Source organism: Streptomyces sp. NPDC047002 (assembly GCF_040704505.1).
In the GTDB taxonomy this organism is placed as follows: domain Bacteria; phylum Actinomycetota; class Actinomycetes; order Streptomycetales; family Streptomycetaceae; genus Streptomyces.
Map to the genome: position 1 here is coordinate 14,993 of NZ_JBEYWC010000016.1, position 20,090 is coordinate 35,082.

General features: G+C 74.9%; 18 protein-coding genes. 6 read left to right on the forward strand and 12 right to left on the reverse strand.

Annotated elements, in window-relative coordinates; translation table 11 throughout:
* The first annotated feature begins 63 nt into the window (after positions 1-63).
* Complete coding sequence (locus tag AB0910_RS16880) at positions 64-840, forward strand: SDR family NAD(P)-dependent oxidoreductase (RefSeq protein WP_366745367.1); 777 nt, start codon at positions 64-66, stop codon at positions 838-840.
* Between the two features lie 30 nt (positions 841-870).
* Here the strand turns inward: AB0910_RS16880 and AB0910_RS16885 are convergent, their stop codons facing one another.
* From AB0910_RS16885 to glyA, 4 genes are all read right to left on the reverse strand, one after another.
* Positions 871-2,079, reverse strand: a complete 1,209-nt coding sequence (locus AB0910_RS16885) for a GDSL-type esterase/lipase family protein (protein ID WP_366745368.1) — start codon at positions 2,077-2,079, stop codon at positions 871-873.
* Between the two features lie 62 nt (positions 2,080-2,141).
* Positions 2,142-2,729, reverse strand: a complete 588-nt coding sequence (locus AB0910_RS16890) for a 2'-5' RNA ligase family protein (RefSeq protein WP_366745369.1) — start codon at positions 2,727-2,729, stop codon at positions 2,142-2,144.
* Between the two features lie 258 nt (positions 2,730-2,987).
* Positions 2,988-4,001, reverse strand: a complete 1,014-nt coding sequence (trpS, locus tag AB0910_RS16895) for a tryptophan--tRNA ligase (protein WP_366745370.1) — start codon at positions 3,999-4,001, stop codon at positions 2,988-2,990.
* Between the two features lie 79 nt (positions 4,002-4,080).
* Positions 4,081-5,397, reverse strand: coding sequence for a serine hydroxymethyltransferase (glyA, locus tag AB0910_RS16900; RefSeq protein WP_366745371.1), 1,317 nt, complete (start codon positions 5,395-5,397; stop codon positions 4,081-4,083).
* A 279-nt stretch (positions 5,398-5,676) separates the two neighbouring features.
* Here glyA and rocD point away from each other — a divergent pair, with 279 nt between their 5' ends.
* On the forward strand, positions 5,677-6,897 hold the full coding sequence (rocD, locus tag AB0910_RS16905) for an ornithine--oxo-acid transaminase (RefSeq protein WP_366745372.1): 1,221 nt from the start codon (positions 5,677-5,679) through the stop codon (positions 6,895-6,897).
* A 47-nt stretch (positions 6,898-6,944) separates the two neighbouring features.
* Here the strand turns inward: rocD and AB0910_RS16910 are convergent, their stop codons facing one another.
* The gene (locus AB0910_RS16910; protein ID WP_366745373.1) at positions 6,945-8,327 is read right to left on the reverse strand and encodes an MFS transporter; all 1,383 of its coding nucleotides are present in this window, start codon (positions 8,325-8,327) and stop codon (positions 6,945-6,947) included.
* Positions 8,328-8,467: 140 nt separating this feature from the next.
* Here AB0910_RS16910 and AB0910_RS16915 point away from each other — a divergent pair, with 140 nt between their 5' ends.
* Positions 8,468-9,292 carry a helix-turn-helix transcriptional regulator gene (locus AB0910_RS16915; RefSeq protein WP_366745374.1) on the forward strand — a complete coding sequence of 275 codons (825 nt, stop codon included), beginning with the start codon at positions 8,468-8,470 and terminating at the stop codon, positions 9,290-9,292.
* 51 nt (positions 9,293-9,343) lie between these two features.
* Here AB0910_RS16915 and AB0910_RS16920 read toward each other — a convergent pair whose 3' ends face one another.
* Positions 9,344-10,684 carry a PLP-dependent aminotransferase family protein gene (locus AB0910_RS16920; RefSeq protein ID WP_366745455.1) on the reverse strand — a complete coding sequence of 447 codons (1,341 nt, stop codon included), beginning with the start codon at positions 10,682-10,684 and terminating at the stop codon, positions 9,344-9,346.
* A 214-nt stretch (positions 10,685-10,898) separates the two neighbouring features.
* On the opposite strand from AB0910_RS16920, the gene AB0910_RS16925 reads away from it, so the two are divergent.
* Complete coding sequence (locus AB0910_RS16925) at positions 10,899-11,390, forward strand: carboxymuconolactone decarboxylase family protein (protein ID WP_366745375.1); 492 nt, start codon at positions 10,899-10,901, stop codon at positions 11,388-11,390.
* A gap of 263 nt (positions 11,391-11,653) precedes the next feature.
* Here AB0910_RS16925 and AB0910_RS16930 read toward each other — a convergent pair whose 3' ends face one another.
* The 4 genes from AB0910_RS16930 to AB0910_RS16945 form a co-directional block, all read right to left on the reverse strand.
* Positions 11,654-12,643, reverse strand: coding sequence for a malate dehydrogenase (locus tag AB0910_RS16930; RefSeq protein ID WP_366745376.1), 990 nt, complete (start codon positions 12,641-12,643; stop codon positions 11,654-11,656).
* 207 nt (positions 12,644-12,850) lie between these two features.
* Complete coding sequence (locus AB0910_RS16935; protein WP_366745377.1) at positions 12,851-13,963, reverse strand: DUF2690 domain-containing protein; 1,113 nt, start codon at positions 13,961-13,963, stop codon at positions 12,851-12,853.
* Positions 13,964-14,050: 87 nt separating this feature from the next.
* Entirely contained in the window at positions 14,051-14,719 is a 669-nt protein-coding gene (locus AB0910_RS16940) for a DUF3017 domain-containing protein (RefSeq protein ID WP_366745378.1), read from the reverse strand.
* Complete coding sequence (locus AB0910_RS16945) at positions 14,716-15,576, reverse strand: bifunctional methylenetetrahydrofolate dehydrogenase/methenyltetrahydrofolate cyclohydrolase (protein WP_366745379.1); 861 nt, start codon at positions 15,574-15,576, stop codon at positions 14,716-14,718. Before AB0910_RS16945 ends, AB0910_RS16940 begins: the two co-directional genes overlap by 4 nt.
* A 231-nt stretch (positions 15,577-15,807) precedes the next feature.
* Between AB0910_RS16945 and AB0910_RS16950 the strand changes: the two genes are divergently transcribed.
* The gene (locus tag AB0910_RS16950) at positions 15,808-16,401 is read left to right on the forward strand and encodes an RDD family protein (RefSeq protein WP_366745380.1); all 594 of its coding nucleotides are present in this window, start codon (positions 15,808-15,810) and stop codon (positions 16,399-16,401) included.
* Positions 16,402-16,540: 139 nt separating this feature from the next.
* Here the strand turns inward: AB0910_RS16950 and purH are convergent, their stop codons facing one another.
* Both purH and purN read right to left on the reverse strand, forming a co-directional pair.
* The gene (purH, locus tag AB0910_RS16955) at positions 16,541-18,106 is read right to left on the reverse strand and encodes a bifunctional phosphoribosylaminoimidazolecarboxamide formyltransferase/IMP cyclohydrolase (protein ID WP_366745381.1); all 1,566 of its coding nucleotides are present in this window, start codon (positions 18,104-18,106) and stop codon (positions 16,541-16,543) included.
* Positions 18,103-18,777, reverse strand: coding sequence for a phosphoribosylglycinamide formyltransferase (gene purN, locus AB0910_RS16960; protein ID WP_366745382.1), 675 nt, complete (start codon positions 18,775-18,777; stop codon positions 18,103-18,105). Before purN ends, purH begins: the two co-directional genes overlap by 4 nt.
* Before the next feature lie 292 nt (positions 18,778-19,069).
* Here purN and AB0910_RS16965 point away from each other — a divergent pair, with 292 nt between their 5' ends.
* A complete protein-coding gene (locus tag AB0910_RS16965; protein WP_366745383.1) occupies positions 19,070-20,035 on the forward strand; it encodes a hypothetical protein in 966 nt (321 codons plus the stop codon).
* Positions 20,036-20,090 lie beyond the last annotated feature (55 nt).

Genomic DNA, 20,090 nt, shown 5'->3' on the forward strand with positions numbered 1-20,090 from the left:
GCCGCAGCAGCTCTGCACGCCACGACAGGAAAGCCCGCCCTCTCCACGAGTCAGGAGTTCCCCATGAAGGACGCGTTCGGCGCCCCGCAGTCCGTGCTGGTGCTCGGCGGCACCTCGGCGCTCGGCCTGGCCACCGCCCGCAGGCTGATCGCGCGCAGGGCCCGCACGGTGTGGCTCGCGGGCCGCCCCTCCCCCGCGCTCGACGCCGCGGCGGCCGGGCTGCGGGCGCTGCGCGGCGGCCCCGGCTCAGGGCCCGATGTGCGCACGGTCGCCTTCGACGCGCTGGACCCCGCCTCCCACGAGGACGTGCTGGGCAAGGTGTTCGCCGAGGGCGACATCGACCTGGTGCTGCTCGCTTTCGGCGTCGCGGGCGACCAGGCGCACGACGAGGCGTCGCCGCCGGACGCGGTGCGTGTCGCGCAGACCAACTACACGGGCGCGGTCTCGGCCGCGCTGGTGTGCGCTGCCGCACTGCAGACCCAGGGGCACGGCGCGCTCGTGGTGCTCTCTTCGGTCGCGGGCGAGCGGGCCCGCCGCGCGGACTTCATCTACGGGTCGAGCAAGGCGGGCCTCGACACGTTCACGCAGGGCCTGCGGGAGGCGATGGACGGCACGGGCGTGCACGTCATGACCGTGCGCCCGGCGGCCGTGCGGGCCAGGGCCGGGGCCGAGCCGGGCCCCGGGCCGCTCTCCACCACGCCCGAGGAGGTGGCGGCCGCCGTCGAGCTGGGGCTGCGCCGCCGCTCCCGCACGGTCTACGTGCCGGGGCGGCTGCGCCTGGTGATGGCGGCGCTGCGGCACCTGCCAGGCCCCCTCTACCGGGCGGCGCAGCCGGAGTGAGCCGCCCGGCGGCCGGGACCCTTCGCCGCCTCAGGCCGCCGGAGGCGCGAGCAGGCCGCCGGGTCCGAACGCCAGCCGGGCGAAGCGCTCGCCGATGCGCAGGTGGGTCTCGGCGTCGGGGTGGAGCCCGTCGGGCAGCGGCAGGTCCGCGTGGTCGGCCTCGCCGTAGAGTTCACGGCCGTCGAGGTAGCCGATGTGCGGGTCGTCTGCGGCGCGCTGCCGCACGACGCGGTCCAGTTCCTCGCGGATCACGCCGAGTGTCAGCTTGCCGGTGGCGCGCTCGGCCGGGTCGCCGCCCGCGCGGAACCGCAGCCGCCCCGAGGCCAGGTCGCCGAAGTCCGGGAGGCTCGGGCCCGGGGTGTCCTCGTGGATCGGGCAGTACAGCGCGGAGACGACAAGCAGCGGCGTGTCGGGGTGGCCGTCGCGGACGGTGTCGAGGAAGCCGTGCACGGCGGGCCCGAGGGCGCGCAGCCGCATCAGGTCGGCGTTGACGAGGTTGATGCCGATCTTCACGCTGATCAGGTCGGCCGGGGTGTCCCGCAGGGCACGCGCGGTGAACGGGTCGAGCAGGGCGCCGCCGCCGAAGCCCAGGTTGACCAGCTCGGCGCCGCCGAGGCGTGCGGCGAGCGCGGGCCAGGTGCTCGCGGGGCCCGCGGCGTCGGAGCCGTGGCTGATGGAGCTGCCGTGGTGCAGCCAGACCGGCCGCCCGTCCCGCGGCACGGGGTGGACGGGCGCGTCGGTGCGCAGGGCGACAAGGTCGGTCGTCTCGTTGTGCGGGAGCCAGATCTCGATGTCCTTCTCCCGGGCGGGCAGGCCCGCGAAGCGCACGGTCCCGACCGGCCCTGGGGTGGTGTGCCGTGCGCCGGTGGCGAGGTCGATCAGCAGGACGTTGCCGCCGGTCACGCTCGCCCGCGCGGTGGGCTCGCCGTCGACGAGCAGCTCGTAGACGCCGTCGGGGCGCGGCGGCACACCCTCGTAGGCGGTCCTGGTGCGCAGCGCGTCGAGCTCGACCGCGGTGGCGCGGGTGCGCAGGGCGAGCCGTACGCCGGAGGGCTGGGACTCGGCCATGGCGAGCTGCCCGTCGGTGTTCTGGGCGCGCGCCCGCGCGGGGAGCCGGTGCGGCAGCAGGCCGTGCTCCGTCGGTTCGAGGTCGAGCGCGCCGCGCAGCAGGGCCGGGGTGAGCCGCGTGGTGGCCAGGTCGCCGTGCGGGCCGGTGGCGTGGGTGTGCGGTTGGTCCATGGGCGCAGCCTGCCAAGTCCGCGCCGCGTGCGCACACCCGTTTGCCGCCCGGGGGCGGCGCGTCAGCGGCGTACGGGCGCCCGGTGGTGGGGTGCGCCGCCCTGGGTCGGCACGCCGTGGGTCTCGCTGCCGCCGAAGGCGTACTCGCGCAGCTTGCGCCACACCTCGTCCTCGCCCTGCTCGTAGAGCGCGAAGGACGTGCAGGCCCAGGACGCCTCGAAGTCCGCGAGCTCCTCGTAGGCCCGGTCCATCGCCTCGTCGGCGATGCCGTGGGCGACGGTCACGTGCGGGTGGTACGGGAACTGGAGCTCGCGCACGAGGGGGCCGGAGGCGTCCCGTACCCGCTTCTGGAGCCAGGTGCAGGCGGCGCCGCCCTCGACGACCTGGACGTAGACGACCGGGGAGAGGGGCCGGAAGGTGCCGGTGCCGGAAAGCCGCATCGGGAAGGCGCGGGCGGCGCTCGCGACGGCCGCGAGGTGCGCCTCCACCACGGGCAGCGCCTCGGACTCGGCCCGGGTGGGCGGCAGGAGGGTGACGTGGGTGGGGATGCCGTGTGCGGCCGGGTCCCCGAAGCTCGCGCGCTGCCGCTGGAGCAGGCTGCCGTACGGCTCCGGGACCGCGATCGAAACGCCGAGCGTTACGGTCCCCACATCGATCTCCTCACTCTCGACCCTTCGTCCGGACTTGTCGTCCGGACTTGCCGGACTTGCCGTCCTTGTCGGCCGGCGCCCGGACGCACGCCAGTGTGGCCCCGGCACGGGGTCCCTGACCAGTGTCCGTGATCGCCGGCCGTTTCCGCGCACGGCGGGCGCGGGTCCGGCCGCTGCCGGGCCGCGCTGCCCCCGTGCGGCGCAGTCCCGGCGGGGCTCCTGCGGCCAAGTGGCCCAAGGCCGCACCCGGGGGGCTGCTCAGTGCTTGGCGGGGAGGAAGCCGATGCGGTCGTAGGCGGCCGCCAGGGTCTCGGCGGCGACGGCGCGGGCCTTCTCGGCACCGGCGGCGAGCACGGAGTCCAGGGTCTCGGGGTCCTCCAGATACGCCTGCGTGCGCTCCTTGAAGGGTGTGACGAAGTCGACCATCACGTCGGCGAGGTCGGTCTTGAGCGCGCCGTAGCCCTTGCCCGCGTACCGGTTCTCCAGGTCGGCGACCGGGGTGTCGGTCAGGGTCGCGAAGATGGTCAGGAGATTGCTCACACCCGGCTTGCCCGCGGGGTCGAAGACGATCTCAGAGCCGGTGTCGGTGACGGCGCTGCGCACCTTCTTCGCCGTGGCCTTCGGCTCGTCGAGCAGATTGACCAGGCCCTTGGGCGTGGACGCCGACTTGCTCATCTTGACGGTCGGGTCCTGGAGGTCGTAGATCTTCGCGGTCTCCTTGACGATGTGCGGCGAGGGGACCGTGAAGGTGTGCCCGAAGCGGCCGTTGAACCGCTCGGCGAGGTCGCGGGTCAGCTCGATGTGCTGCCGCTGGTCCTCGCCGACGGGCACCGCGTCCGCCTGGTACAGCAGGATGTCGGCGACCTGGAGCACCGGGTACGTGAAGAGGCCGACGGTGGTGCGGTCGGCGCCCTGCTTGGCCGACTTGTCCTTGAACTGCGTCATCCGGGACGCCTCGCCGAAGCCCGTGATGCAGTTCATCACCCAGCCGAGCTGCGCGTGCTCGGGGACGTGGCTCTGCACGAACAGCGTGCAGCGCTGCGGGTCGAGCCCGGCGGCGAGCAGCTGGGCTGCCGCGAGGCGGGTGTTGGCCCGCAGCTCGGCGGGGTCCTGCGGGACCGTGATGGCGTGCAGGTCGACGACCATGTAGAAGGCGTCGTGGGTCTCCTGGAGGGCGACGTACTGGCGGACTGCGCCGAGGTAGTTGCCGAGGTGGAAGGAGCCCGCCGTGGGCTGGATGCCGGAGAGGGCGCGGGGACGGTCTGAAGGCATGCCGCCATTGTCTCAGGTGCGTCCCACGGGCCGTGCCGTACGGCCCGTGGGACGCGTCGCGCCCGGGGGCACGGCCGGGTCAGCCGAGGGGCAGTCCCGGCGCCGGGTGGGCGGCCATCAGCTCGGCGACCTCGGCGCGCAGCGCCGCGAGCGCCGCCTCGTCGCCGGTGCGGGCCGCCGCGACGCCCCGGTCGAGCCAGTCGGCCACGGTCGGCATGTGCGCGGTGGTCAGGCCCCTGCTGGTCAGCGAGGGCGTGCCGATCCTGATGCCGGAGGGGTCGAAGGGCTTGCGGGGGTCGTAGGGGACGGCGTTGTGGTTGACGACGAGCCCGGCGCGGTCGAGCGCCTTCGCCGCCGCCTTCCCCGGCACGCCCTTGGGGGTGAGGTCGATGAGGATCAGGTGGTTGTCGGTGCCGCCCGAGACGAGGTCGAAGCCGCGGGCGAGCAGTTCGTCCGCGAGGGCGCGGGCGTTGGCGACGACCTCGTGCGCGTACGTGCGGAACGCCGGGTCCGACGCCTCGCGCAGCGCCACGGCGACGGCCGCGGTGGTCTGGTTGTGCGGGCCGCCCTGGAGGCCGGGGAAGACCGCCTTGTCGAGGGCCTTGGCGTGCTCGGCGCGCGACATCAGCATCGCGCCGCGCGGGCCGCGGAGCGTCTTGTGCGTGGTGGTGGAGACGACGTCGGCGTGGGGCACGGGCGAGGGGTGGGCGCCGCCCGCGACCAGGCCCGCGATATGGGCGATGTCGGCGACGAGGACCGCGCCGACCTCGCGGGCGATCGCGCCGAAGGCGGCGAAGTCGATCGTGCGGGGCACGGCCGTGCCGCCGCAGAAGATCACCTTGGGGCGCTCCCTGCGCGCCAGGTCGCGCACCTCGTCGAGGTCGAGGCGGCCGGTGTCGCGCCGTACGCCGTACTGGACGCCGCGGAACCAGCGGCCGGTGGCGGAGACGCCCCAGCCGTGCGTGAGGTGCCCGCCCATCGGCAGCGCCATGCCCATGACGGTGTCGCCCGGCGCGGCGAAGGCGAGGTGGACGGCGAGGTTCGCGGGCGAGCCCGAGTACGGCTGCACATTGGCGTGCTCGACGCCGAACAGCGCCTTGGCGCGCTCCACGGCGAGCGTCTCGACCTGGTCGATGACCTGCTGGCCCTCGTAGTAGCGGCGGCCTGGGTAGCCCTCGCTGTACTTGTTCTGCAGGACGGTGCCCGAGGCGTCGAGCACGGCCTGCGACACGTAGTTCTCGCTGGGGATGAGCCGGAGCGTCTCGGCCTGGAGGCGCTCCTCGGCGGACACGAGCGCGGCGAGCGCGGGGTCGGCGGCGGCGAGCGCGGGGCGGCGCGCCGCGGCGGCGGGGGATGCGGCAGGAGCGGGGGCAGGGGCGGGGAGTGTGTCGGCCATGGCGGCGTCCTCCGGGACGGTCCGTGTCAGCGGTCGGGTCCCGGTGCCCAGGCGGGGCGACACCTCGGTGCGGACGTGCGGGTCCGCACGGCTGCTTCCGCGGGGCTCCCCCGCGGTCGTTTCCGCGTACGCCAGTCACCCTGCGCGCACCACCCTAGCGGGGCGGGGCGCCTGAGCGGATCGCCGCAGGAGCGGAGGATGGATTTTCCGGCCGAGAGGGCAGGTACACGGTAGAAACCGGCGCGGGAGCGCTGCCGCGCCGAACGATCGGAGGAGCCTGTGCCCACTGTTCCCGGCCGCACGGAAGCGGCCGTCGCCTCGGCCGAGGCGCACGGCGCGCACAACTACCACCCGCTGCCCGTGGTCGTGGCGTCCGCGGAGGGCGCGTGGATGACGGACGTCGAGGGGCGCCGCTATCTCGATCTGCTCGCCGGGTACTCGGCGCTCAACTTCGGCCACCGCAACCGCCGGCTGATCGACGCGGCCAAGGCCCAGCTCGACCGGGTCACGCTGACCTCGCGCGCCTTCCACCACGACAGGTTCGCCGCGTTCTGCGAGCAGCTCGCCGCGCTGTGCGGCATGGAGACGGTGCTGCCGATGAACACGGGCGCCGAGGCCGTCGAGACGGCGGTGAAGACGGCGCGCAAGTGGGGCTACCAGGTCAAGGGCGTGCCGGAGGGCCGGGCGCGCATCGTCGTCGCGGCGGGCAACTTCCACGGCAGGACGACGACGATCGTCAGCTTCTCCACCGACGAGGAGGCGCGCGCCGGCTTCGGCCCGTACACGCCGGGCTTCGACGTCGTGCCGTACGGGGACGCGGCGGCGCTTGAGGCGGCGGTGGGCGAGCACACGGTGGCGGTGCTGCTCGAACCGGTCCAGGGCGAGGCGGGCGTCCTGGTGCCGCCGCCCGGCTATCTGGCGGCGGTGCGCGAGGTGACGCGGAAGCGGAACGTGCTGTTCGTGGCGGACGAGATCCAGTCGGGGCTCGGGCGCACGGGCCGCACGTTCGCCTGCGAGCACGAGGGCGTCGTCCCGGACATGTACGTGCTGGGCAAGGCGCTCGGCGGCGGCGTGGTCCCGGTGTCGGCCGTGGTCTCGTCCGCCGAGGTGCTCGGCGTGTACCGGCCGGGCGAGCACGGCTCGACGTTCGGCGGGAACCCGCTGGCGTGCGCGGTCGCCCTGGAAGTCCTCGCGATGCTGCGCACCGGCGAGTTCCAGGGGTACGCGGCCGAGCTCGGCGCGCATCTCCACCGCGAGCTCGGCGCCCTGGCGGGCGGCGGCGGCGCGGTGCGCGCGGTGCGCGGGCGCGGCCTGTGGGCGGGCGTCGACATCGACCCCGCGCTCGGCACCGGGCGGGAGATCTCGGAGCGCCTGATGGAGCGGGGCGTCCTGGTGAAGGACACCCACGGCTCGACGATCCGCCTCGCCCCGCCCCTGGTGATCTCGAAGGAGGACCTGGACTGGGGCCTCGCCCGCCTCCGCGAGGTCGTCGCAGGCTGAGGCCGCGCGGCTCCAGGCCGGGTCGCCGTGCGCCGCGGGGCGGCCGCCTACTCCACGCGCCACGCGGCGTCGTCCTGCGGCGCGGGAGCCGCGCCGGGCGGCACACCGGGGGCGCCCTGCGGCCCGGCGGCCGGGGGGCGGTAGTGCCAGAAGGGGCGGACGGCTACGGCGGCCGCGGCGACCAGGACGGCGCACAGCAGGGCGCTGCCCGACCAGGCGACGCCGAACGAGGTGGCGGCCGCCATGCCCCCGGCGCGCAGGTCGCCGAGGCGCGGGCCCCCGGCCACGACCACCGTGTAGACGCCCTGCATGCGCCCGCGCATGCCGTCGGAGGCGTACGTCTGGAGGATGGTCTGCCGGTAGACGGCGCTGACCAGGTCGGCGGCCCCGGCGAGCGCCAGCAGGAGCACCGCGAGCCAGAGGGATCCGGCGAGGCCCGCGAGCGCGATCGCGACGGCCCACGCGACGACCGCGCAGGCGAGCACGGCGCCCTGGCGGCGCACCCGCCCGATCCAGCCGCTGCACAGCGCGGCCAGCATGGACCCGATGGCGACGGCGGAGTAGAGCAGGCCGACCCCGCCGTGGAAGCGGACGGCGGCGGCCTGTGGAAAGAGCGCCTCCGGCATGGCGAGCACCATCGCGGCGATGTCCACCGCGAACGACATCAGCAGGACGGGGTTGCCGCCGATGAACCGCAGCCCCTCCCACACCGCACGCGCGCCGGGCCTGGCCACGCCGTCGGCCGGGCGGAGCGTGGGCAGCCGCAGGGTCGAGTGGAGCGAGGCGGTGAACAGCAGGGCGTCGGCCCCGTAGGCGTACGCGAAGCCGTGCGGGAGCGTCACGAGGGCGCCGGCGGTGAGCGGCCCGAGCACCTGCCCCACGTTGCCGACGCTGTAGATCAGCGTGTTGGCCGAGGGGACCAGGTGCCGCGGCACGATCGCTGGGACGAGGGCGCCGCGCGTCGAGGAGGACACCGCGAAGCCCGCCCCCTGCACCGCGATCAGCGCCAGGATCAGGGCGGCGGAGCCGGCGCCCGCGAGCGTCTGGGCCAGCAGCGCGAGCGTGGCGGCCCAGGTCACGAGCGACGAGCACAGGTAGAGCAGCCTGCGGTCGACCGCGTCGGCGACCGCGCCGCCCCAGAGGCCGAAGACGACGAGCGGCGCGAAGCCGCAGAGGCCCGCGAGGCCGACGTAGAACGAGGAGTGCGTGAGGGAGTAGATCTGCACCGAGACGGCGACCTCGGTGAGCATCGTGCCGATGACCGCGGCGCCCTGGCCGACCAGGACCCTGCGGTACGCGGGGTGGGCGAGCGGCCGGGTGTCGAGCGCGAGGCCGCGCAGCCGGCCGCGGCCCGCAGGCGCCGCCCCGTCCCCCGGCGCCTTCTCCTCTTCCCGGGCGCCCGTGGCCCGCTGCCCGCTCGTCCCGCTCATCGCGCGGCTCCTTCGGGGGCCGCGGCGGCGTGCGGGGACGCGTGCGCGGGGCGGGAGGGCGCCGCGGTACGGGGTGCGATGGGCATGGGCCCACGCTGCCACGCGGCCACCGTGCCGTTCTTCCGTTAATCTGCCTGCCTATGTCGGAGAACAGCCACGCGTGGACCGGCCCCGCCGGAGAGGCGCACGAGACCGCGCCTGCGGCGCCCGTCACCATCAACGAGCACCCGTCGGGCCACTTCATCGACCGCCACCGGCACGCGTACCACCAGCTCCTGCACGTGAGCGAGGGCGTGCTCGCCGTCAGAACGGCCGACGGCACCTGGGTCGCGGCGCGCGACCGCGCCGTATGGACGCCCGCGGGCCTCTGGCACGAGCACCGCGTCTACGGGCACAGCCGCGTGCACACCATGGGGTTCCCGCCCGGGGACGCGCCCCTGCCGGTCGACGCGCCGACCGTCGTGGCCGTCGACGGGCTGCTCCGCGAGCTGCTCCTGGTCTGCACGGAGCCCGACCTGCCGGCGGGCGAGGCGCGGCGGCTGCGCGCCGTGGTCGACGACCGGCTGCGCCGCGCACACGTACGGCCCCTGACGCTGCCCGCCGCGCAGGACCCGCGGCTCGCCGAGGCGTGCCGGCTCGTCACCGAGGACCTGGGCCGCCCGCGGACCGCGGCCTGGCTCGCACGGCGGGTCGGGGCGGGCGAGCGGACCCTCGCGCGCCTCTTCCGCGCCGAGTTCGGCACGACGTACCCGCAGTGGCGCACCCGGGTGCGGGTCTTCCACGCGATGCTGCGGCTGGCCGACGGCGCCACCGTCACGCAGGCGGGGCGCGCCTGCGGGTGGGCGACGACCAGCGCGTTCGTCGACGCGTTCGGCCGCACGATGGGCCAGACGCCGGGCGCCTACCGCGCCGCGGCCTCGGCCGCAGAAGGGGCGGAGGGGCCGCAGGGCGCCGGGAGCGGCTGACGGGGCAGCCCGCCGCCACGCCGCCCGCCGCCGCCTCCCCGGGGCGCGGCCTCAGGGCAGGACGCGGCAGAGGGCGTCGAGCGCGGGCTGCCACGCGCTGTCGGGCGGGGTCGCGTAGCCGACGACCAGCGCGTCGCGCTCGCGCACCCCGGGCCGCTCGCGCGCCTCCTCGTGGACGAAGGCGCGCAGGCCCGCGACGGCGAGGCCCTGCCCCGCGGCCGCCGCGACCACCGCGTCCTCGGTGCCGCGCGGCAGTTCGAGCACGGCGTGCAGCCCGGCCGCGATGCCGGTGACCCGGACGGCAGGTGCGCGCTCCGCGACCGCGGCGGCGAGCTGGTCGCGGCGGCGCCGATAGCGAAGCCGCATCGCGCGCACATGCCGGTCGTACCCGCCGGAGGTGAGGAACTCGGCGAGCGTGAGCTGGTCGAGCGCGCCGGGCGCCCAGTCGGTGTGGCCCTTGGCCGCCACCGCCTGAGCGACCACGGCGTGCGGCAGCACGAGCCAGCCCATGCGCAGCCCGGGCGCGAGGGACTTGCTCGCGGTGCCGCAGTAGACGACACGCTCGGGGTCGAGGCTCTGGAGGGCGCCGACCGGCTGCCGGTCGTAGCGGAACTCGCCGTCGTAGTCGTCCTCGACGACGAGTCCGCCGGTGGCGCGCGCCCAGTCGACGGCGGCGGCGCGCCGCTCGGGCGGCAGCGCCGTGCCGGTGGGGAACTGATGCGCGGGCGTGAGCAGGACCGCGTCGGCCGCGCCGAGCGCGTCCGTGCGGGTGCCGCGCGCGTCGGCGGACAGCGCGGGCGCCCGCAGCCCCGCCCCGGTCAGCAGCGCGCGGTACTGCGGCACGCCGAACGGCTCGACGGCGACCGCGCCCGCTCCCCGCGCCTCCAGTACGGCCCCGAGCAGCCGCAGCCCGTGCACGAAGCCCGCGCACACCACGATCCGCCCGGGGTCGGCGCGCACGCCGCGTGCCCGCGCCAGATAGCCGGCGAGCGCGGCGCGCAGCTCGGGGCGGCCGCGCGGGTCGCCGTAGCCGAACGCCTCGTACGGCGCGTTCGTCAGGGCGCGCCGGGCCGCGGCCAGCCACCGGGCGCGCGGGAAGTGGGCCAGGGTGGGGCTGCCTGGCAGCAGGTCGAGGCGTGCGCCGACGCCGTGCGCCGGTCCTGGCGGTACGGGCGCCGCCCGGGGTTCGGGGCCGCGCGGCGCGGCCCTGCGGGCGACGCGGGTGCCCGAGCCCTGCCGCGCGGTGAGCCAGCCCTCCGCGACGAGTTCCGTGTACGCGTCGGCGACGGTGTTGCGGGCGACGGAGAGGTCGGCGGCGAGCGCGCGGGACGACGGCAGCCGGGTGCCGGGCGCGAGCCGCCCGCCGCGCACGGCCTCGCGCAGCGCCTCCATCAGGGCGGCGCGCAGCCCGTGGCCCGGCCGCGGCTCCAGGCGGTCGAGGTGCAGGTCGGTGCCGGTGCCGGTGGCGGCGCCCGGACCGGCCTGGGCCCGGGGTCCGCGCCCGCCCCGCGCGCCGGGTCCGTCCGCGCCATCCGGTGAAGTGGCCCGCTTTTCCGTCATGGAAATGGACCATACGCCTGTGCCATCTGCTGCCTACGGTGGTCGTATGAGCACTGCGGAGCGCAACCCCGAGCACACCCCCCGACTCGACATGGCGGCCCTCGCGCCCGACGTCTACCGGGCGATGGTCCGGCTGGACGCGGCGGCCGGGCAGGGCGTCGACCCGACCCTGCTCGAACTGGTGAAGATCCGCGCCTCGCAGATCAACCACTGCGCCTTCTGCGTCGACATGCACTCCAAGGACGCGCTGGCGCACGGCGAGTCAGCGGACCGGATCATCCAGCTGAGCGCCTGGGAGGAGTCGCGCCACTTCTACACGGCTCAGGAGGTCGCGGCGATCGAGCTGACCGAGGCCGTCACGGTCCTGACGGACGGCTTCGTCCCCGACGAGGTGTACGAGAGGGCCGCCGCGCACTTCGACGAGAAGGAGCTCGCCCACCTGATCGCCGCGATCACCGTGATCAACGCCTGGAACAGGTTCGGCGTCAGCACCCGGATGGTGCCTGGCCACTACCGGCCCGCCGCCCACCGGCACTGAGGGGGGTACGCCATGCCGCACACCGCGGCCGACGCCTTCCGCGCCGCCCACCGCGACAGGGCGCCGCACGACCCGCCGTGGGACGTGCCCCGGAGTCGGGCGCGGTGGGTGGCTACGGCGCCGAGCTGCTCGGCCGCTGAGACCCGCCGCCGCGCGGCCCGGCACGACGACGCGCACCCGCACGACGACGCGCATCTGTGCACGAAGCGCCGGAACTCCCCGTGCACCATGGGGAGTTCCGGCGCTTCGGCGTGCGGGGCGTATCAGATCAGGCCGAGGGCGCGGACCGCGTCGCGCTCCTCTTCGAGCTCCTTGACGGACGCCTCGATGCGCGTGCGGGAGAACTCGTTGATGTCGAGGCCCTGCACGATCTCGTACGAGCCGTCCTTCGTGGTGACGGGGAAGGAGGAGATCAGGCCTTCCGCGACACCGTACGAACCGTCGGACACGACGCCCATCGAGGTCCAGTCGCCCTCGGCGGTGCCGTTGACCCAGGTGTGGACGTGGTCGATGGCGGCGTTCGCCGCGGACGCGGCGGAGGACGCGCCGCGCGCCTCGATGATGGCGGCGCCGCGCTTGGCGACGGTGGGGATGAACGTCTCGGCGAGCCAGGTCTCGTCGTTGACGGTCTCCGCGGCGTTCTTGCCGGCGATCTCCGCGTGGAAGATGTCGGGGTACTGCGTGGCGGAGTGGTTGCCCCAGATGGTCAGGCGCTTGATGTCGGAGACGGCGGAGCCGGTCTTCTGCGCGAGCTGCGTCAGGGCGCGGTTGTGGTCGAGGCGCGTCATCGCGGTGAAGCGGCCTGCCGGTACATCGGGGGCGGCGGCGCGGGCGATCAGCGCGTTCGTGTTGGCGGGGTTGCCGACCACGAGGACCCGGATGTCGTCGGCCGCGTGGTCGTTGATGGCCCTGCCCTGCGGCTTGAAGATGCCGCCGTTGGCCTCCAGCAGGTCGCCGCGCTCCATGCCCTTGGTGCGGGGGCGGGCGCCGACGAGGAGCGCCACGTTCGCACCGTCGAACGCCTTGTTCGGGTCGTCGGTGATGTCGATGCCCTTGAGGAGCGGGAAGGCGCTGTCGTCCAGCTCCATCGCGGTGCCCTCCGCGGCCTTGAGCCCCTGCGGGATCTCCAGCAGCCGCAGGCTGACCGGCACGTCCGCGCCGAGCAGTTGGCCGGAGGCGATGCGGAACAGCAGCGCGTAGCCGATCTGGCCGGCCGCGCCGGTGACGGTGACATTCACGGGAGTGCGGGTCATGGCGATCTCCGATAGCAAGCTGGCGGTGGGGGCCCCTGCCCTGGTGTTCGAGGGTCCCCGGGGTGCGGGACGCCTCCCCACACCGCCCGGAGCGGCCGCGGTCCGGTGCTGGGGCCGGAACCTTCCGAATCTTGATGTGAAGAGAAATCCACCGGCCAGGCTATCCGACGTGCGCCCCGGGACACCTGTGCCCCCGGGTGGCGTGGCTCACCGCGCGGTGGCGCACCCCTTCGCGCCCGTGCCGAGGGTCAGGCAGGCCCGCAGCCCGTGCGGCTCGGGGGCGGCGACCATCGGCGTGTACGTGCCGGTGCCGGTGCCCGCTTGTGCGGGTACGGGCGTCCCGCCGGGCGTGACCAGCAGCGTCCCGCCGGACGCCGAGCCGGTGACCCGGCCCCAGGCGGCGCCGCAGACGGCGCTGTAGCGGACCTCGACGAACGCACCGCCGACGGCACTCGTGGCGAGGGTGCGGGCGCGGCCCGAGGCGCACCCCATGGCCTCGGGGTCGGCCCCCGCGCAGGTGCCGGGCGCGCAGCGCACACCGGACGGCGGAACGGCCCCGGTCGACGCGGACGGCGAAGAAGACGAAGGGGACGAAGGGGGTGAAGGGGGTGAAGGAGAGAGAGACGAAGGAGAGGAGGGCGCGGCGGTGGGGCCCGTCGGCCGCGGGGGCGCGGCCTGCCCGGAGGGGGCGGACGGCGGGGCCGTGGTGCGGCCCGTGGCGTGCGGGGCGCCCGCGGTGTTCGTGGCGTCCGTGGCATCCGTGGCGGAGGGCTGGCCCGCCGCCGCAGGGGCGTCGCCACCGCCGCCGAGGCCGGTCAGCAGGACGACGGCGAGCACCACGAGGGCGACGCCGACCGCGGTGGACACGAGGGTGAGGGTGCGCGCGTGGCCCGGCCGCCTCGCGCGGTCCACATGCCGGGGCAGCGGCGCGGTGGCGCCGGCCGACTCCCCCGGGCCTTCGGGGACTCGGCGCTCACCGGGATCGCCCGCCGGCTCGGCGGCCACGGCCGGGAGCCGTACGGTGGACCGCTCGCCCGGGTACTCGGGGTACGGCTCGGGCACGGCGCCCTCGGAGCGTGCGCGTAACTCGGCCCTGTCCCAGAGTTCGAGCAGGGGCGCCCGGTAGGTGCCGACCGCCTCGGCGAGCGCCGCGGTGGCCTCGCGCGGCGGGCGGCGCACACCGCGCACGTACGCCGCCCAGTCGGCGCGGCTGAGGCCGGTCCTGGCCGCGACCGCGTCGAGGCTGAGCCCGCTGCGGTCGATCAGCTCCCGCATGCGGTCAGCGAGTTCACCGGCCGGGTCGGTGGCACGGCGCGCCATGTGGCCCCTCCCTCCGGCGCGTTCTGCGCCCGGCCCAGTCTCCCACTGTTGTCCGACCATCACACCGCGTGGGGATGGCGCGGATCGCTACGGCACGGTCGAGTGCACCACGCTCTGGAGTACGGGGATGTCGAGCCACGGCCTGGGCTGGATCATCAGCGCGAACAGCACGATGGCGACGCCGAGCACGCCGTACGTGACCATGTCGGTGAACCGCGACCGTACGGCCAGCATGCCGACCGACGGCACGGTCCTGCGCAGTACGGCCCCGCCGACCAGCGCGGCGCCCACCATGATCGTGCCGACCCGGAAGGCCGCGTCGAAGGGGTGCACGCCGACCGTCAGCAGCCCGAGCGCCGCCAGCGCGAGCACGCTGATCAGCGGCCACTGCCTGGCGGGCGCGGGCGCGTCCCCCGAGGCCGCGCGCCCCGCGCCCTCGGGCGGCGGGAAGTCCACCGTCTCGGGCACCTCCTCGGGCAGGGGGTTGGGGTGCGCCCCGGCCGCGGGCCCGTCCGGTGCGTCCTCTCCCCTGCCCGCCCTGGCGTCCTCGTCCCCGTCCGCCGGCGCGTCCTCGGCCGGGACCGCCGGTACGTCCGCTTCGTGCGGGGCGTCGGCGGCGCGGGCGTCACCCGCGCCTGACGGCGCGTCCCCGGCGGGGGCCTGTCCGGCGCCTGACGGCGCGTCCCCGGCGGGTTCGGACGGGGGCGGCTCGGGCGCGGGGCGCCGGGCGGCGCCCGCGGGCGCCTCGTCGCTCACTGCCCCGCCACCGCCCGCTCGGCCGCCTCGACCACGTTCACCAGGAGCTCCGCGCGGGTCATCGGGCCGACGCCGCCCGGGTTCGGTGAGAGCCAGGCGGCCACCTCGGCCACGCCGGGGTGCACATCGCCGGCGATCTTGCCGTTCTCGTCGCGGCTCACGCCGACGTCGAGCACGGCGGCGCCCGGCTTCACGTCCTCGGGCTTGATGATGTGCCGAACGCCCGCCGCCGCCACGATGATGTCGGCCTGCCGCAGCTGCGCGGCGAGATCCCGCGTACCGGTGTGGCACTGCGTGACCGTCGCGTTCTCCGACTTGCGGGTCAGCAGCAGCGGGATCGAGCGGCCCACGGTGATCCCGCGCCCGACGACCACCACGTGGGCGCCGTTGATCTCGACGCCGTGGTGCCGCAGCAGGTGGAGGATGCCGTTGGGCGTGCAGGGCAGCGGGCCCGTCTCGCCCAGCACGAGGCGGCCGAGGCTCATCGGGTGCAGGCCGTCCGCGTCCTTGGCCGGGTCGATGAGTTCGAGCACGCGGTTGGTGTCGATGCCCTTGGGCAGCGGGAGCTGCACGATGTAACCCGTGCAGGCCGGGTTCTCGTTGAGCTCGCGCACCACCGCCTCGATCTCCTCCTGCGTGGCCGTGTCCGGCAGTTCACGCTGGATGGAGTCCATGCCGACCTCGGCACAGTCGCGATGCTTGCCGTTGACGTACCAGCGGCTGCCGGGGTCGTCACCGACGAGGAGCGTGCCGAGGCCTGGTGTCAGCCCCCGCTCCTTCAGGGCCGCCACGCGGGCGGTCAGGTCGGACTTGATCGCGGCCGCTGTGGCCTTGCCGTCGAGAATCTGGGCGCTCATGACCCCATCCTCGCGGATGACCCTGCCCGTGTTCCAATTCGGTCCCCGTACTGCTCCGGCCACGTTGCGCTTGGACAACGCATACCCGAAGTCACTGGACAAGGGGTGTATTGCGCCATCACGATGACCGCGTACATCAGCGGCAGTGCAGGGGGGACGTCCGCTCATTTCGTCGTGCTTCCTCCGCCAGGACCGCTCGTCCCCGCACCACCAACGGAGGAACCGCTCACCATGAGCTTCGGCGAACCCAACAACCCGTACAACAGCGCGCCCCAGCCGCCGGCCGGCGCGCCGGGCGCCGCCGGCTACGGCTACCCGCAGCAGCCGGGCGTGCCCCCGCAGGGCTACGGCTACCCGCAGGCGCCCGGCGTGGGCGGCGCGCCGCAGTTCGGCACCCCCGGCATGCCGACGCTCGCACACTGGGGCCTGCGCGTCGTGGCCACCATCATCGACGGCATCATCATCGGCCTGCCGTACTACGTCCTCGGCATAGCCGGCGTGGCCATGGCGAGCGGCGACAACGGCAGCGGGGTCGGGATCACGCTGGCGCTGATCGGCTTCATCGGCACGATCGTGCTGGCGTTCTGGCAGCTCGCCAAGGAGGGCAGCACGGGCCAGACGATCGGCAAGCGCGCCATGAAGATCCGGCTGCTGAAGGAGGTCGACGGCTCGACGATCGGCTTCGGCCTGGCCTTCGGCCGCCGCATCTGCCACATCGTCGACTCGATCGCCTGCTACATCGGGTGGCTGTGGCCGCTGTGGGACTCCAAGAAGCAGACGTTCGCCGACAAGATCTGCTCGACGGTCGTCATCCGCTCGCAGTGAGCCGGTGAGCGGCTGAGCCGCTGAGCCGCCGCGCGGCCGGGGGCTGCACCCCTTCCGGGAGTGCGGCCCCCGCCGCGTGCAAAACCTCCGCCGGCGGAGGTTCCGGGGGAAGATCAGCCGGTGGAATCAGCCGGTGGAATCAGTGGAAGAAGTGGCGCGTACCGGTGAGGTACATCGTGGCGCCCGCCTTCTTCGCCGCCTCGACCACCAGCTCGTCGCGTACGGAGCCGCCGGGCTGGACCACCGCGCGCACGCCCGCCTCAAGCAGCACTTCAAGGCCGTCAGGGAACGGGAAGAACGCGTCCGAAGCGGCGAAGGCGCCCTGCGCGCGCTCGGTGCCCGCGCGCTCCACCGCGAGCCGCGCCGAGTCCACCCGGTTGACCTGGCCCATGCCGACGCCGACCGACGCGCCCTCCTTGGCGAGCAGGATCGCGTTGGACTTGACCGCACGGCACGCACGCCACGCGAACGCCAGCTCGCGCAGCTCCTGCTCGGAGAGGGCGTCGCCGGTCGCCAGCGTCCAGCCGGCCGGGTCGTCGCCCTCGGCCTGGAAGCGGTCGGTGGCCTGGAGCAGCGCGCCGCCGTCGATCGGCTTGACCTCGTGCACCGAGGCGGGCGCTTCGGGGCAGCGCAGCACGCGGATGTTCTTCTTGCGCGCCAGCACCTCCACCGCGCCGTCCTCGTAGCCGGGGGCCACGATGACCTCGGTGAAGATCTCCGCGACCTGCTCGGCCAGGGCGACGGACACCGGCCGGTTGACGGCGATGACGCCGCCGAACGCGGAGAGCGGGTCGCAGGCGTGCGCCTTGCGGTGCGCCGCTGCGACGTCGTCGCCGATCGCGATGCCGCACGGGTTGGCGTGCTTGATGATCGCGACGCACGGCTCCGCGTGGTCGTACGCGGCACGGCGCGCGGCGTCCGTGTCCGTGTAGTTGTTGTACGACATCTCCTTGCCGTGCAGCTGCTCCGCGCCCGCGAGGCCCGCGGCGCCCGGGGTGCGGTAGAGCGCGGCGGGCTGGTGCGGGTTCTCGCCGTACCGCAGGACGTTCGCCCGCTCGTAGGTCGCGCCGAGGAACTCGGGGAAGCCGCTGTCGTCGGCCGCCGCGTAGCCGTCGGCGAACCAGGAGGCCACGGCGACGTCGTAGGCGGCGGTGTGCTGGAACGCCTCGGCGGCGAGCCGCTTGCGGGCGCCCAGGTCGAAGCCGCCCCCGCGGGCCGCGGAGAGCACGTCCGCGTAGCGGTCGGGGCTGGTGACGACGGCGACGGACGGGTGGTTCTTGGCGGCTGCGCGCACCATCGAGGGGCCGCCGATGTCGATCTGCTCGACGCACTCGTCGGGCGAGGCGCCCGAGGCGACGGTCTCCCTGAACGGGTACAGGTTCACGACGACCAGCTCGAACGGCTCGACGCCGAGGTCGGCGAGCTGCTGCCGGTGCGCGTCGAGGCGCTGGTCGGCGAGGATGCCGGCGTGGACGCGCGGGTGCAGCGTCTTGACGCGGCCGTCGAGGCACTCGGGGAAGCCCGTGAGCTCCTCGACCTTGGTGACGGGCACCCCGGCGGCGGCGATCCGCGCGGCGGTCGAGCCGGTGGAGACCAGCGTGACCCCGGCCTCGTGCAGGCCCGTGGCCAGCTCCTCAAGGCCCGTCTTGTCGTAGACGCTGACCAGGGCGCGGCGGATGGGCCGCTTCGTACCTTCGGCGGTCACTTGATCGTTACCTTTCGTCCCTCAATGCGGTAGCCGTGCCGCGCCAGGCGCCCCACGACATCGACGAGCAGCCGTCGCTCGACTTCCTTGATGCGCTCGTGGAGCGCGGTCCCGCCCGCTTCGTGGTCTGCGTGGTCCTCGTCCCGCACCTCGACCACGCCCTGGGCGATGATCGGGCCGGTGTCGACGCCGTCGTCGACGAAGTGGACGGTGCAGCCCGTGACCTTCGCGCCGTACGCGAGCGCGTCGCGCACGCCGTGGGCGCCGGGGAAGCTGGGCAGCAGGGCGGGGTGCGTGTTGACGAAGCGCCCGCCGTACGCGGCGATGAACTCCTTGCCCACGATCTTCATGAACCCGGCCGAGACCACCAGGTCGGGCTCGTACACCGCGGTCGCCCCGGTGAGGGCGGCGTCCCACGCCTCACGGGTCGCGTGGTCGCCGACCCGGCACACGAAGGTGGGCAGCCCGGCGCGCTCGGCGCGCGCGAGGCCCTCGATGCCGGAGCGGTCGGCGCCCACGGCGACGATCTCCGCCCCGTAGGCGGACCCCTCGTCGGCGATCCGGTCGATCAGGGCCTGGAGGTTGGTGCCGGAGCCCGAGACCAGCACGACGAGCCGGGCCGGGCGCCCGGAGGGCGGCAGCGAGAACGAGGGCGAGGGGGGGACAGCCACGGCGCGGGCGCCTTTCTCGGACGACTCGGGCTTCTGGGCCACGGGGGCCCCGGCGGCCGGGCCTGTGCCGTCAGCAGGCTTTGTACGGTCCTACGAACGCGTCACGTCCCCCGATCTGGGGAACTCTACGAAGGGGCCGACCGTCAGCAACGATACCGGCATATCGATCGGCCCCCACGGGACGGGGGCAGGGCCGGGAGGTAGCGTCAGGGGACAGGACCCGTCCCCCGGACGGGCCGCGACGACGACAGGACCCCGGCGTGCGGGGGTCTGAGGGGAAGACGTTCACCAGATGCAGGACCGACGCCGTACGGTACTCAGCCCTCCGCAGCCCCCGGTACCGGTGCTGCTGCGGGAGCGCGAGTCCTCGTCTGCCCCTGGCACCTCGGGCCCGTCCTCCTCCGGATCGTCTTCCGGATCGCCCACCGGCTCCGGCTCCGGCTCCGGCTCCGACGACAATCCGTTCGCGCCGCCGCCCGAGGGGAGCGCGGACCAGCCGTGGCGCCCCCGCCACCACACGGGCGGCCAGGGCGAGGACTCCGGTTCGGCTTCCGGTTCCGGTGACGGCGGACGGCAGGGCGACCGCCCGGTCTGGGGCAGCCAGTGGAGCGACCGGCAGCCGGGAGGTTCCGGCGGTGGCTTCGGCGGAGGGTCGGGCAGGCCCGGGCCCTACGGCCCGGAGCGGCAGCAGGGCCAGGGCGGCGGCCCTGGCGGACCCGGCGGGCTGCGCTGGGACCCCAAGGACGTCTACCAGCGCCGCGCGCGCTACGCGCTGCTCGCCGGCATGTGGGGCTTCTTCTTCGCCCTGTTCAGCATCCCCGAGATCGCGCTCCTGCTCGGGGCGCTCGCGATCTACTGGGCGGTCAGCTCGCTGCGCGCGAAGGACCGCAAGGACGCCCCGCAGGGCGCGGCGGACGCGGCGGACGGCGGGCGGGCCCGCAGACCCGACCCGTTCGCGCCGCCCAAGCAATCGGCGGCCTACCCCTCCACGGAGGACCGGGCCTACGCCTCGGCCGGCGTCCACCACACCCACGAGCAGGACCCCGCACAGCAGGCGCGCCCCCAGCACACGGCGGCGGTGAGCGGCCTGGTCGCCGCGCTCCTGGCGCTGCTCGTCGTCGCCGGCACGTACTCGATGCAGTTCGTCTACTCCGACTACTACGTGTGCGTGCACGACGCCCTGACCCACGAGGGCCAGGTCGCGTGCAACGACGAGCTGCCCAAGTCCCTCGTCCCGATCCTCGGCATCAGCAGGTGACGGGCGGCCGCCCGCGCTGAGCGAGCGGCCTCGGCGTGGCCGCACCATCCGCGCC